The organism is Kurthia huakuii LAM0618 (assembly GCF_000505545.1).
Taxonomy (GTDB): Bacteria; Bacillota; Bacilli; order Bacillales_A; family Planococcaceae; genus Kurthia; species Kurthia huakuii.
This window is the reverse complement of record NZ_AYTB01000007.1, coordinates 459,621-474,463: the sequence shown is the minus strand read 5'-3', so window position 1 is coordinate 474,463 and position 14,843 is coordinate 459,621. Positions and strand designations below refer to the sequence as shown.

The 14,843-nt window shown below is 38.1% G+C and carries 9 protein-coding genes and 1 pseudogene; 3 read left to right on the top strand and 7 right to left on the bottom strand.

The annotated features are described in order from the left end of the window. Positions 1–66: 66 nt before the first annotated feature. Positions 67–1,875 (top strand): oligoendopeptidase F, encoded by a 1,809-nt coding sequence (gene pepF, locus V514_RS0104095; protein WP_029498479.1) that lies wholly within the window; start codon positions 67–69, stop codon positions 1,873–1,875. A gap of 41 nt (positions 1,876–1,916) precedes the next feature. Here the strand turns inward: pepF and V514_RS0104090 are convergent, their stop codons facing one another. From V514_RS0104090 to V514_RS0104075, 4 genes are all read right to left on the bottom strand, one after another. Next, positions 1,917–2,600 carry a TerC family protein gene (locus V514_RS0104090; protein WP_029498477.1) on the bottom strand — a complete coding sequence of 228 codons (684 nt, stop codon included), beginning with the start codon at positions 2,598–2,600 and terminating at the stop codon, positions 1,917–1,919. A 119-nt stretch (positions 2,601–2,719) separates the two neighbouring features. Beyond that, positions 2,720–3,508: a Cof-type HAD-IIB family hydrolase gene (locus V514_RS0104085; protein WP_029498475.1), complete on the bottom strand. Its 789-nt coding sequence runs from the start codon at positions 3,506–3,508 to the stop codon at positions 2,720–2,722. 79 nt (positions 3,509–3,587) lie between these two features. Beyond that, positions 3,588–4,388 (bottom strand): sulfurtransferase, encoded by an 801-nt coding sequence (locus tag V514_RS0104080; RefSeq protein ID WP_029498474.1) that lies wholly within the window; start codon positions 4,386–4,388, stop codon positions 3,588–3,590. A 1-nt stretch (position 4,389) separates the two neighbouring features. Then, positions 4,390–8,007, bottom strand: coding sequence for a dynamin family protein (locus V514_RS0104075; RefSeq protein WP_029498473.1), 3,618 nt, complete (start codon positions 8,005–8,007; stop codon positions 4,390–4,392). A gap of 376 nt (positions 8,008–8,383) precedes the next feature. Between V514_RS0104075 and V514_RS0104065 the strand changes: the two genes are divergently transcribed. Both V514_RS0104065 and V514_RS0104060 read left to right on the top strand, forming a co-directional pair. Continuing rightward, positions 8,384–8,842, top strand: a complete 459-nt coding sequence (locus tag V514_RS0104065; protein ID WP_029498472.1) for a chemotaxis protein CheX — start codon at positions 8,384–8,386, stop codon at positions 8,840–8,842. Positions 8,843–9,291: 449 nt separating this feature from the next. Beyond that, positions 9,292–9,909, top strand: coding sequence for a hypothetical protein (locus V514_RS0104060; protein ID WP_029498471.1), 618 nt, complete (start codon positions 9,292–9,294; stop codon positions 9,907–9,909). A 41-nt stretch (positions 9,910–9,950) separates the two neighbouring features. On the opposite strand, the pseudogene V514_RS18755 reads toward V514_RS0104060, so the two are convergent. The 3 genes and pseudogenes from V514_RS18755 to V514_RS0104045 form a co-directional block, all read right to left on the bottom strand. Continuing rightward, positions 9,951–11,848, bottom strand: a pseudogene (locus V514_RS18755) (ATP-dependent DNA helicase). Between the two features lie 81 nt (positions 11,849–11,929). Beyond that, positions 11,930–13,084 carry a THUMP domain-containing class I SAM-dependent RNA methyltransferase gene (locus V514_RS0104050; protein ID WP_029498470.1) on the bottom strand — a complete coding sequence of 385 codons (1,155 nt, stop codon included), beginning with the start codon at positions 13,082–13,084 and terminating at the stop codon, positions 11,930–11,932. 2 nt (positions 13,085–13,086) lie between these two features. Beyond that, on the bottom strand, positions 13,087–14,832 hold the full coding sequence (locus tag V514_RS0104045; protein ID WP_235073067.1) for a putative bifunctional diguanylate cyclase/phosphodiesterase: 1,746 nt from the start codon (positions 14,830–14,832) through the stop codon (positions 13,087–13,089). Between the last annotated feature and the right edge of the window lie 11 nt (positions 14,833–14,843).

The following is a 14,843-nucleotide window of genomic DNA, read 5'->3' as shown; positions in this document are numbered from 1 at the left end:
AAAAGTTAGAATATTCATATATAATAAAAATAATTCGACTTTCGAATTATAAAGGAGAGATGGACAATGGTACAAAGCGTACGTAAAAGACAAGATATTCCTGAAAATGAAAAATGGGATTTGCGTCATCTTGTTGCAACAGAGCAACAATTTAATGAAGCATTACCAACATTTTTAACGAAGGCTCAAACGTTGGAAACAACTTGGCACGGCAACGTAAAATCTGCGGCAGATATCATTACGTTAATTAAAGACTATGAAACGTTTAATACGGCCTTAACACCGTATGTAGAGTTTGCTTTTTTAGACCCTGAAACAGATGCTACAAACACTGTTGCTGAAGAACGCTATGCCAAAACGGCTCAAACGCTAGCAAAAATCACCGCCTTATTATCATTTGTCGACAGCGATATTTTGGCACTCCCTACAGATACGTTACAACAAGCTCAAATGTTAGACTCTAACTATGCACACTACATCACGCGTTTATTAGACCGCAAAGTACATTTACTACACCCGCAAGCAGAAAAGACACTTGCTGCACTACAAGAAACGATAAATGCGCCTTACAGCCTCTATAACACAACAAAGTTAATGGATATTCAATTTCCTGACTTTAACGTGGAAGGCAAACAGTACCCAAATAGCTACAATTTATTTGAAGGAGATTGGGAAGTTGAAGATCGTACAGCACTTCGTCGTGCAGCGTTTGATGCATTTTCAGCTGAATTAAAGAAATTTGAAAATACGACAGCGAAGACATACAACACGCATGTTACAACAGAAAAAACAATCGCAACATTACGTGGCTATGATTCGGTTATTGATTATTTATTGGCCGACCAAGAAGTAAATCGCGACTTGTACAATCGCCAAATCGATTTAACGATGAAGGAATTAGCGCCACATATGCGCCGCTACGCCAAATTATTACAACAAACGCATGACCTTGAGTCGATTACCGTAGCAGATTTAAAAATATCGCTAGATCCTGAATTTGAACCAACGATTACTGTCGAAGAATCTCGTGATTATTTGAAAAAAGCGTTGGCCGTCTTAGGAGATGATTATTTAACGATGATTGACGAAGCGTTCGATAACCAATGGATTGACTTCGCACAAAATGAAGGAAAATCAACCGGTGCTTTTTGCGCAAGTCCTTATGGTCATCATTCGTATATTTTAATCTCATGGACGAACCGTATGAATGAAGTGTTCGTGCTTGCTCATGAATTAGGTCATGCAGGTCATTTTCGTAACGCGCAACGCGCACAAACGTTGTTTAATAGTGAAGCATCTACTTATTTTGTTGAAGCTCCGTCAACGATGAACGAAATGTTAATGGCGAATCATTTATTAAAAACATCAACGGATGCGCGCTTTAAACGTTGGGTCATTTCAACAATTATCGCACGCACATACTTCCATAATTTCGTGACGCATTTACTTGAAGCAGCTTATCAACGTAAAGTATATGAACTAATTGACAATGGTGGTGCAGTGAATGCGACAACACTTAATCAATTATTCCGTTCAGTGCTTGAGGAATTCTGGGGCGAAGATATTATTATTAATGATGGTGCTGAATTAACATGGATGCGTCAACCACACTATTATATGGGGTTATATCCATACACTTATAGCGCTGGTTTAACCATTTCTACACAAGTATCTCAACGCATCTTACATGAAGGCGAACCAGCTGTAGCCGATTGGTTAAAAACATTACAACTAGGCGGTTCTGTATCGCCTGTTGAATTAGCTAAAACAGCCGGTGTAGACATTACAACTGACCAACCATTGAAAGATACTATTGCATTTATCGGTAGCCTTGTTGATCAATTGGAAGAATTAACAGCTGAAATCAATGCCTAAATCAAAAAAAGCGAGCCTCTTTAGAGACTCGCTTTTTTATATTATGACCCAGATGTCATACGGCGCGTTTGGCGTGATTTTGCCCATAAACCTAATACAACTAAAATCACCATCATCGCAATTGGTACAATCCAGTCCATTTGTGGGAATAAAGCGTCAACTAAATATTTATGACCATATTTATCGCTAACCATCATTTCCCCTGCTGTATACGCAATTAATAATGCTCCAAGCCATACGAGAATCGGTAATTTTTCCATCAATTTCATAATAATTTGACTACCAAAAATAATAATTGGAATACTAACTAATAAACCTAATGCGGCAAGGCCTACATGACCATCTGCTACACCTGCAATTGCTAAAACATTGTCTAAACTCATAACAAAGTCCGCAACAATAATCGTACGAACTGCTGCCATAAGACCTGTGTTCCCTTTAACATCTGGATTTTCATCGCCTGCTTTTAATAAATCCCATGCGATATATAATAATAATAAACCACCGATGAATTTTACGAATGGAATTCCTAAAATCCATACAGCAATAATCGTTAAAATGATACGCAATCCTATAGCACCTGCCGTACCAATTAAAATCGCTTTTTTACGTTGCTCTGGTGCTAGTTTACGACATGCAAGTGCGATAACGACTGCATTGTCACCACTTAATACGATATCAAGTAAAATAATGGATAAGATTTTACTAATCATTTCGCCATCCATTGTGCTCCCACTTTCTTTTCTAAAATGTACCTCTTATTTTACACCTTTGATATGAAAATGAAAGAAAAAACTGTGTAAATGACTGGTTTTTTATGAAAACAAATAGAAATGACGTTAACTTATACGAGAATATTTTCAATGATATGCAATTTTTGCAATGCTTTCAGAATGCCATCATCATGTGCGCTTGCAGTTACATACTGCGCATATGCTTTAACAGCATCCGGAGCATTTTCCATTGCAATACCAAAACCTACATACTCTAACATATCCATATCGTTATAACCATCGCCAAAAGCAATGGCTTGTTCCTTATCATATTGCAACACGTTTAATACTTCTTGAATCGCGCGTGACTTTGATACAGGTTCCACTAAAATATTGACGATTGTCTCGTGCCATCGTTGAAACGTAATATTTGGAAATGCTTGTTTATATGGTGCTAATTGCGTATCTGTGGCAATTAAACACATAAGATTTGTACGATGCGCAACATGCGGCAATACTTCCGGCACCGATTCTAGCATAAATGCTTCATGCAACGCCGTTTTTAACTGTGCCGTCTCAATGCCATTATAGTAAAATTTATCACAATAAAATGTCATCGCATGCTGATATTGTGCTGCCATGCTTAGCATTTGCTGCTGAAAATTCGTAGCAACATCCGCCCCGTAAAGCACTTCACCGTGGTGGCGAACATATGCCCCGTTCGCTGTTATTAATGTTTTAAATCCTATTGCTTCTAAGTCATGGCACATTGAGTACGGTCTACCTGTCGCCGCCACAACTTCAATCCCTTGCTGTTGTAGTTTATGCAATGCATCGATGGCACTTTGTGGAATTTCCCCTGTGATACTACTCGTTAATGTCCCATCGATATCAAAAAAAATAACTTTTGGTTGTTTCACGTACAATTCGCTCCTTCTATTCACAAAAATGGAGCTACACACAATTGTGCAGCTCCACTTACTTTACTATTACATTTTATTATTCGCTTTGTTCAACAGGTTCTTCGTTAATCCAATCACTAAAGCTTCCCGTATATACTTGCACATGCGGATAATCTAGTTGCTTTAACATCGCATATAATGGTGACGCTGTTACGCCACTGCCACAATAAACGATAATATGCTCATCTTTTGACACTATATTAGTCAGCGTATCATTCGCCGTCAACTGTCCGTCCTCTACTAATTGCTCCCAATCATAGTTACGCGCTGTTGGAATATGACCTGCTACGGGATCAATCGGCTCGTGCTCACCGCGATAGCGTACCGCCGAACGCGCATCTACTAACACTTTTGATGTTTTGCCACGCGCTACCTCTTTTACGTGTGCACGGTCAACAGATAGCGCATCATTCCATTGAATAGGCATCGTCGTCATTGTTGACTCAACAGCCGTTGTTACGCCATATCCTGCAGCGATAAGACCTTTATAACCTTCCTTTACGATGTAAACATTCGTAAAGCCTGCATACTGCAACATAAAGTACGCGCGAGCTGCAAACGGTTGACCGCCATCATCATAAATGTAAATTGGTTGGTCATACGTTAACCCTAGACGATGAACGACCGCCTCTAGCTGCGCCTTCGACGGCATTGGATGTCTGCCTGCTGTTGAAGTCATATCTGATAAATCACGTTCAATATCAATATGGCGCGCACCGTTGATATGTCCTGTTAAAAATTGTTGCTGTCCTGCTTGCGGGTCCGCCAAATTAAAGCGCGCGTCAAGAAAATGTGCGGGCTGTTGAAGCGCGTTTGCTGATACTAATACTGTTGTCATATTAATGCACCCCTACTACTAGATTGTCATAAATTCCTTTCCATTCAGCGAGCTTGCTTTCTTCTTGTAATAAATTGCGTTCTGTTTCAATTTGGCGTACTGCTTGTTTTTCAAGATTTGTACGTAAAGCATCCGCTTGCTCCGTGATGATGGCTTGTGCCCACTCAGTCATGCGCTCGCCTTGCTCATCTAAGTAGATTTTTGCATCTGGTTTTGATACTTCTTCTAATTTATCACGTAACATAAAACGTTCATTTTTCTCAAAGAATGCTTTGGAGTTTCTGAATAATTTATTCACTTCTTTATAACGATTATGGTCATTAAATGGACCTGTAAATTCTAGAATTTCAGGATCTTCTAACTCAAACGGCATGAATGAAAAGCTGTCGTTCATGTCTTTCATTTTACGTACATCTGTCGTATAGCGATCTTTAAAGCGTGCGACTAAGAATTTTGATAAACGGAAGTTCGTTACACGCATTTCTTGTTCAAAGTCGAAGCTTAATGACGCCACTAATTCTTTCAAGGCAAAATCAAGTGCTGCCGATGTTGATTTTGTGTTAAATACCGCTGGGTTGTAAGATTCTTTAAAGAAATCTGTATAGCGTAAATACACGCGTTGTAAAACATAATACAATAAGTCTTTTTGTTCGTTTGCTTCATCTTTTTCAATAACTGCAGCAGCTGATTGGCTGAAATATTTTTTAATGAATGTTTCAAGATTCGCAAGTTCTTCTAAACGTTCATCTTTACGCGCTAAGTTTAGTTCGGTTTGCTCAATTAATGATGATAAGCGCGCTTCTGTTTTTTCTGTTTCTTCTGCTAATGCTTGTACAGCAATGGCTGTTAACTCATTTTCTAAGAAGTTATGGAAGTTTTCTTCAAACGGCTGCATGCCAGATGCATGATCTGAATGTTCCACTTTTTCTTTTAATGCTAATAAACTTGAAATACCGAATAAGCGTGGTTTGCGAATACCAAAACGCAATAATTCACTGCGTACATAATCGATTACTGCATCGCGCTCCTCATCATCTGACGCAAGGTCAATAGCATTCACAACGAAGAACATTTTATCTAATTCAAAGGCATCTTTCACACGACCTAATTGAATTAGGAATTCGCGGTCTGCGCGTGCAAAGGCATGGTTGTAATATGTGATAAATAAAATCGCATCGGCGTTACGAATGTATTCAAATGCAACACCTGTATGACGTGCGTTGATTGAGTCTGCCCCCGGTGTATCAACTAATGTCACACCCATACGCGTTAATTCACAATCAAAATAAAAATCAATATTGTCAACGAAGCAAGAACGGTTTTCTTGTGCCACGAATTTTTCAAAATCTTCATAGTTGGCGCGTACGACCGTACCTAACTTATCTTTAAATAATGGATAGCCTTCGCGGAATGCACGCACGAATGATTTGTGCACGTGTAAACGTTCATCGACTAATTCGACATCTAATGCTTGCTGCGCTTTGTTAAACGCATCTTCTAATGATGTAACCGCTACGCCAATTTCACCATAAGACGCAATAATATCTTCGGTCATTTGTTCTACAGTTTTTAACACGACATCGGCTGTTTCATGAGGATGCGCTGGTGATACAGGGCGAATTTTATTGATAGCTGCAGTTGTTGGGTTTGGTGATACAGGTAAAACTTTTTGTCCCATTAATGCATTTGAGAATGATGATTTACCCGCACTAAATGCACCGAATAACGCAATGGTAAAATCTTTTTCTTTTAAGCGCGCCACTTTATTTTTCAAGTATGCTGATACTTCTTCAAAGCCATCAATTGGTTCAACCGCATTGGCCGTATGGAGCGCATGTTCAATCGTTGCTGCTAATTGGACATTGTATTCCCCTTGCGTTAATTCTTCAATCTCTTCAACTGCTACTGCTTCTTCCTCTTGTGCGAGCATCGATGGGTCGAAGTGACGCATTTTATCATACGCTTCACGGCGTTCTTTAATCCAATTGTTCGTTAATTTATCCGCCTCTTGATTTAGCGTACGAATATCAACTGTTTGTTGAATAGCAAAGTGTTTTTCTTGTTGTTCTACTTTGTTATATTCGCGAATGATTGTTACTTTTTCTTCTAATGTACGTTTTTTCTTTTTCAATGGCTCAATATGCGTCATTGACAGCTCTTCAACTAATGCTTTTTTATGTTGTTTCCAATCATCTGTTTCGCGCTTGAACCAAATGCGTGTTGCCGATACGACGCGATTAGCAAAGTTTAATAATGCATCACCAGCTACCGCATTCGTACGTACTTCCCCTTCGATGACACTAAATGGAATATCGAATGTGAAATCATCGATTGCTAAAGACTCTGCATCGCTTAAAGCACCGATATCTTTTAATGATTGCTTCATAATATTTAACATATGACCCGAAATTTGCGCGCCGACTACTTCTTTATATTTTGCATATAATTCTTGTTGACGTTTTTCGCGTTCTGCTTCTGTTTTCTTTTTCTTACCGAAGAAACCGCCGACACTAAAGTCCGCTTGTTTGGACTCAGCATATTTACCAAGTAAATCGCGCAATTCAAATGGCATTAATACCGCATTTTCTAGCAATTCATCTACTTTTGTATTGTAGTTAATTTCCCACTCATCAACTGAATACAATTCCAATTGGCGCACAACGGTATCATACTCTGCTAAAATATCATCTTTGCGCACCCAGTCATCTTCTGTCACAACATCTAAGCTATTGTCGTAAATTTCTTGTTTTTGCTGTGCTAAATAGGCTTCATGCTCTGCAAGTAATTGCTTCAATGTGTTTTCACCATTACTCACAAGTGAATCTTGCCAGCCATCCATACTATCCATGACAATGCTCTTCACTTGCTCAAAGTCGTTGTTTGGATTGTTAACATCGCGTAATGACGTAAAGAACATACCTTTTGGTACAACGCCCCAATTTGCAAATGATTGACGTGCTGATTCCTTAAAGTCTTCAAATGATAATTCAGCATCTTTATGTTTATCGATTTGGTTAACGATTAAATAGACGTTTGGATTGTATTTCATTAATGTTTTCGTAAATTGGAAATTCAACTCTGATTGCACGTGATTATAGTCCATCACATAAAACACAATGTCGGCTAAATGTAGTGCTGATTCAGTTGACATACGGTGCGCATCATCTGTTGAATCGACACCTGGTGTATCCATTACTGTGACACCTTCTGGTAGCACAGATTGGCTATGCCCAATCTCAATTTGCGATACTAAGGCACCGTTTTTAGCAAATTCTTTCACCGTTTTAATATCATAATCTGCATCAAACTTTACTGGTTCATCATCAACTAAGTAAGCGATTGCATAATCGTCTACCGCTTTACGCACTTTTACAACGTTTGCGCTTGTTGGAATTGGACTTGATGGTAATAGTTGGTCCCCTGTTAATGCATTGATCATACTTGATTTACCAGCAGAGAAGTGTCCCGCAAAACCAATTGTAAATTCTTTTTTAATCAATTTGTCAGCAAATAATACCGACTTCGCCATACGTTCATCATCTTCATTGCGCTTATAGGTCATATAATTCAGCGCTGTTTGCTTTAACAGCAATTGAATTTTTTCCTCAAAAGTTGCCATACCCTACTCAAACTCCTTTGTTCCGTTAGTTGACTGTTGTTCACATTTTAGTCACGTTTCCTCTTATTCTACACGACTATAAAAAAAAAATCCTCCTATTCTAGGAAGATTTTTTCTGTTAACGCAAATGTGCAGTAGATTTTGATAAAACTTGCTTCATTACGACTGCATAAATAACAACTGTGCCACCAATAAATGCTGCTACCATCATTGTTCGCCCCTTTATATAAATGTTATGTATAAGTAATATTGATAATTATTCTCATTGATTATAAATATCATATGAAAAAAAATACGTTCCGTCAAGTAATTGTTAGGGAATTTTACTACAGAGCATGATATGATAGATTAAAAGTCTTATAGGGAGAGGTGCTACATGAGTAATTCAAACCACATTCAAATTTTATTGAACGGCTTAATTCAATCGATGCAAGAAGTTATTCCTCAAACGGTGAAAATCGGTACACCAACGCTTTATAAAGAACCCTTTACACAAAGTGAAGCAGGCGTATTAATCGGTATTACCGGCGATGTACGCGCTCGTATTATTTTAGAATCATCCTCTAAAATTTTTGGCGATATTGGCCTTTCAATGTACGGTATGGAAATTAGCGGTGAAATGCTCGAATCATTTATTGGTGAGTTTGGAAATATGTCAGCCGGAAAATTATGTACATATTGTGCGAATAACGAGCTTGATTTAGATATTACACCTCCAACCGTAATGATTGGACAAACAAAATTATTTGGCTTCCAACACGCTTTTCGACTGCCAATTACAATCGAAGGTCTTGGACAAATGAATGGTTTGTTAACAATTGATAACGAAGATTAGTACAAATAACTTGGCATAAAGTGAGAAACTACAAACTAGCGTAGTTTCTTTTTTTGACGAAATTCCTAGATTTCAAAAACCATAAATGGAAAAATAGGGAAAAATATCTATTATACTTATATGATTTTTCAATTTTTTTGTTTCCAAACCATTGATATAACAATGTTTGGATTTTTTTTACATTTATAAAGCATTGCATTTTTAAATATAGGTCGTTACACTTATTTAACAAGGAGACAAAATGACAGCAAAAAATAGCGATGCTTTGTCTTATGTAGCAAAACTAAGCAATACACACGCTATTATTTTTTCGTGTCATATTATCTTCGACTGAAAATTTTACAAAAAATCGTATGAATGATTAACTTACATATAGCTAATTCCTTCGTACAGTTAATTTTTTAACTTCTATTTATACAGAGACTAGATCATGTAAGGGAGGACCCGCAATGCCTTTATCTCAAATGAGTACACTAATCGTCCAAAAAAATAAGTATGAACAATTTGAGCACTACTTGAAAGAAGCACCTATCGTATCTTCAATTATTGAACAACATTCATCCCCTTTTTTTATGCAACTATGTCGTGATATTTGGTTTTCATTATGCGAGCAGCGTCATGAACCTATTTTAAACGTCGATTCGATTGAATCTAACCCGATTCGTTATTCCATTGTAAAGCAATTTGTGTCACACCCTACGTATCATTGTATCTACGATTTATCGCAACAAGAAGGTAGCAACACGTTAACAAATGCCGTATTAGTGGCAGATTTCTTAACGCATTGGTTGTATTTTGAGTTGGAAAATCGCGATTTTGACAACGATAAGCAGCGCGTACAATACGTATTAGAGCTCGTATCGATTTCACAAGCCATTGAAGGTGCTGCTCAATTTTTAGCGCATATGCAGCCTCAAATGCTTAAAAAACGTGATTTAATGGACTTTATTTTATTAGATTTCCACGAACAAGCCAATGACAATGCGCATGATTTATTTGAAGTCGCAACAGCAGGTGTAACGCGTCATTTATACAAAGCAAAATATGTTTATCAATCGATTTCATAAAAAAAGCAGGCATCTGAGATGCCTGCTTTTTTGTGCGTTCATTAAAGTTCTGTTGGTTGAACAGCAAATACTGGTGTAATATTGTCAATTACTTGTTGTTCTTGTTCATTTAAGAAAACATTAATTGTCCCGTGGTCATTCGTTGTGCGAATTAACCGGCCCATGCCTTGTTGAATGCGCAATAACATATATGGCAGTTCTACTTCATCAAATGAGTCATCTGCAAAGCTACGTTTCGCATCAAATAATGGATCATGCGGTGGGAATGGTAAATCAAATACAATTACACGCGTTAACGCCTCTTCTGGTAAATCTAAACCTTCCCATAAGTGGTATGAGCAAATCGCCTGCATTTTTTCGCTTGGAAGTCGCGGATAATTGATGATAACTCACGGTCCCCTTCAAACGCCATACGCGCTAATGTATCAGCACTTGCTGCTGCTTTGAAATCCAACATCGATTGTTTTGATTTGAATAAAATTAATGTTTGACCTTCGCGTTGTAATAAGGTTTCAACTTCTGCAGTTTTTTCAGCTTGTGAACGTTTATGCAAGTTGATGCTCATAACTTCATCATAATCAAATGGTGAAGCGACTGTAAATGATTCATATTTTTTAATACCTAGGCTATATGCAATAAAGCTGAAATCTTTATCAATTGATAATGTAGCAGATGAGAAAATAAACGGAATTTTTTTCGAGAATACTTTTTTCGCTAAAATATCGGTAATTAGATGTGGCATAATGACAAGCGTTTCTTCACCATCCGCTTCCTCTAACCAATCAACTGCGTCCCCGTTGCCAATAAATATGCGCATCGCTTCCGCATATTGCTCTAAAAATTCTTCTGCCATCCGAATTTCATATTCAGGAATCGTATACATTTCAGATTCGAATACAAACTCCTCGAACAATGCGTCTACTAACGTCATTACTTTTTGACCAATTTTAATGAGCATATCGCTTTTTTTGATACGTTTACGCTCTTCATCTGAATCGATAACGTCTTCGCGTAATTGATCGAAAAATAATTCATGGCCATCTTGTAGTTTCTCCATAAGATTCAATGTTTTTTCACGCACACCATCAACCATTAAACGTTCTAATACTTTAACGATTGTGTAATCTTGAATTTTAATCGTCATCGCTTTTTGCGCAGCATATTCTAATAAGTGTCCTTCATCAAATACAACCATTGATACTTCTGGTAATAGTGGTGTTTGACCTTCGCGTTCACGAGATTCTTTTGTAGCGATATGCTCCATATAAAAATCTTGTGAACAAATAATTAAATCCGTTGATTCACGATAGTTTTGACGGTGTAATGTTTGACCGCAACGATTGCGAATATCACATACTTGGCATTGTTGAATCGCGTTGTAGTTTACATGCGCCCATTCTTCATCGGAAACATTTGGATAATCGCTACGTTGACCGTATAAATCAAGTGAGCCGTTCCCATAAACACCTTCTGGAATCGTCATTGCGATGTCGTCTAAATATGCGCCATCTAAAAATTGCTCGGCTTCTTCATAACGCTTCAAACATAAATATTGATCGCGTGATTTCGCTAAACGCACATCAATATTTAAATTTAATAATTGTTGCAATTTATAAATATCGCCGCCCTCTTTTACAAGTTGGTCGATTAATGTTTCATCCGCACAAGCAATTAACGCTGGCTTGCCTGTGTAACGTGCATAAGCAATCGATGGTAATAAATACGCGATTGTTTTCCCTGTCCCTACGCCAGCTTCCGCAAATAACACGGATTTTTCACGTAGTGCACTTTCGATTTGATACGCCATAAACACTTGCTCATCACGCAGTTCAAGTCCCTTCTCAGGTAATTCGTCATAAAGTACATCACCAATCCAGTCTCCTAATGAGTCAAAGAATGATTTGTCTTTTGATAATTCGAATGGAATCGATTGTCGCATTCAGTAATTGCCCCTTTCCGTATTGACAACGAAACGGAAGGGCTGCCCCTTCCGTTATCGAGTAGATGTTAATTTTATGTTCTATGCTTTTGGTTCTTGTGGTTTGCGTGGAGAACGTTGACCCCAGAATTGGAAATAATCTGTTTTCATCGCACCGTTAAATAATTTACGTTTTTTCGTTGCTTTTTTACCGTAAATTTTATCGAAGTTTTCCATTGAAGAAAGCATATATACTGACCACGTTGGATATTTACGCATCACGGTACCCATCGTATTAATAACTTTTTCGATTTCTTCTTTTTCACCGATACGTTCACCGTATGGTGGGTTTCCGATCATAACGCCATCGGTAAAGTTCGTTGTAAAGTCGGCCACTTGCATTTGTTTTACTTCAACAATACCTTCAAAGCCTGCTTCTAAAACGTTATTTTTTGCAATCGTCACCATGCGTTGGTCGATATCTGACGCGATAATATTTAATGGTTGATCGTAGTTTGCAGCGTTATCGGCTTCAGCACGTACTTCATCCCACATTTCGGCGTTCATCATTGGCCAATCTTCACAAATAAATCCGCGGTTATAACCTGGTGCAATGTTTTGACCAATCATTGCTGCTTCAAGTGCAATGGTGCCTGAACCACAAAATGGATCAACGAATGGTCGTGCTGGTGTCCAGCGTGATAAATAAACAAGCGCTGCTGCCATTGTTTCTTTTAATGGCGCTTCACCTTGTTCTGTACGATAGCCACGTTTGTGTAAGCCATTACCTGATGTATCAATCGTTAATGTTGCTACATCTTTTAAAATAGATACTTCTACTTTAAATTTTGGTCCTGTTTCTTCTAGGAAACCTAAGCGACGATAATGACCTTTTAAACGCTCAACGATTGCTTTTTTCGTAATCGCTTGGCAATCAGGCACACTATATAATGTTGCTTTTACTGATTTACCAGTAACAGGGAATTCTGCATCGACGGGCATATATTTTTCCCATGGTAATGCTTTAACGCCTTCAAATAATTGGTCAAATGTTGTTACAGGGAATTTACCCACGACAATTTTCACACGGTCTGCTACGCGTAACCATAAGTTTGTTTTGGCGATATCGCGTTCTGTTCCTTCAAAATAAACACGGCCGTTATCGATATGTGTGTCATACCCCATTTTTTTAAGTTCATCGGCTACAAGCGATTCTAAACCCATCGCTGCTGTTGCCACTAATTGATATGTTGTCATACTTATATTAAGTCCTCTCTTGCTTCTAATTTCCAAAATTCTAAAAAAGTATCGAGCTCATGAAGAGGCATCGGCTTTGCATAATAGTATCCTTGAATCATATCACAGCCTAATTTCTCTAGCAATTTCACTTGATCTTTTTGCTCAACGCCCTCGGCAATTACTTTCATGTGTAAGCGATGAGCCATTTGAATAATTGCATCGACAACAGCTTGTTTGTCGGCAATTGATGTAATGTATTGAATAAAACTGCGGTCAATTTTCAAATAATCGAGTGGAAATTGCACTAAATAGCTTAGCGACGAATACCCTGTTCCGAAATCATCAATTGATAGCTTAAAGCCCATATTTTTTAGCTGTACGAGCTTGCGAATCGAATCACGTTCATTATTCATAACCGTACGTTCAGTCAATTCCAACTCAAAATAGTGCGGGCTACAATTGTACGATTCAAAAATTGCTTGTATCGTATCAATAAAATCAGCTTGATGGAAATGAATGCTCGAGACGTTAATCGCAATCGGTAAAACGTCATCGGTGCGTGCCCGTAGATGATTATGCGCCTCACAAGCAAGGTGGAACACACATTCACTCATCGGGATAATCAAGCCGGTTTCCTCAGCATATGGAATAAATTCTGCCGGTGAAACGTTGCCAAGATGTTCATTTGTCCAACGAATTAATGCTTCAACACCGATAACTTTTTCGGCGCCAACAGCGATTTTTGGTTGGAAATTTAACGTGAACGCATTTTCTTTAATCGCTTTTCGCAATTCATTATCTAATAATAATACGCGTTTTGAATCTACTTTTAAATCATCGAAATAAAAGGCAAATTGATTGCGACCATTTTGCTTTGCATAATACATTGCTTGGTCAGCTTTTTTTACAAGTGTTTCCATCGTTGTTCCATCTTCCGGATACAAACTGATGCCCATACTTGTTGATATATATATATTTTGTTCCTCAATAGGAAATGGTTCAGATAACAAGTGAACAAGTTTTTCAGCCACGTGTACCGCTTCCTGCATATGGTGGATATTTGTAATAGTGATGATAAATTCATCGCCGCCGTAGCGTGCCACGATGTCTTTATTTTTAAGCACGCTTTGAATACGCTTCGTAACGCTGACAAGCAATTCATCGGCAATTGAATGACCTAACGTATCATTCACCTGTTTAAAACGGTCTAAATCTAAAAATAACACTGCATGATGATATTCTCGATTAGCAGATGATTGGAGTAATGTTTCCATACGTTGCAAATAGGCGTAACGATTCGCTACACCTGTTAATGCATCTGTATATTTGCGTTGTTCAATCTCATTTTCAGCATTTTTTTGGGCCGAGATGTCCTCAAAAATGCCACAGTAGTTCATGATGTCGCCTTGTTCATTGCGAATGGCTACAATCGTTAACCACTCTGGATAAATGTCGCCCGTTTTGCGGCGATTCCAAATTTCCCCTGACCATTTTCCATGTTCTTGAATCGTTGCCCACATTTTTTTGTAAAAGTCTTGGTCGTGGATACCCGAATTCAATAAACTTGGGCGCTGTCCAACGGCTTCTTCACGCGTATACCCCGTTACAAATTCAAACGCAGGATTGACATGAATAATGCGGCTTTTTGTATCGGCAATCATAATGCCTTCTTCAACGCTATTAAAAATAGTATCAATGATATGATTTGGAAACGTAAATGTTGTCGCGTCCGCGAGCTTTTGCGTGTATTCCATCTTTTTTATCACCGTATCCCCTT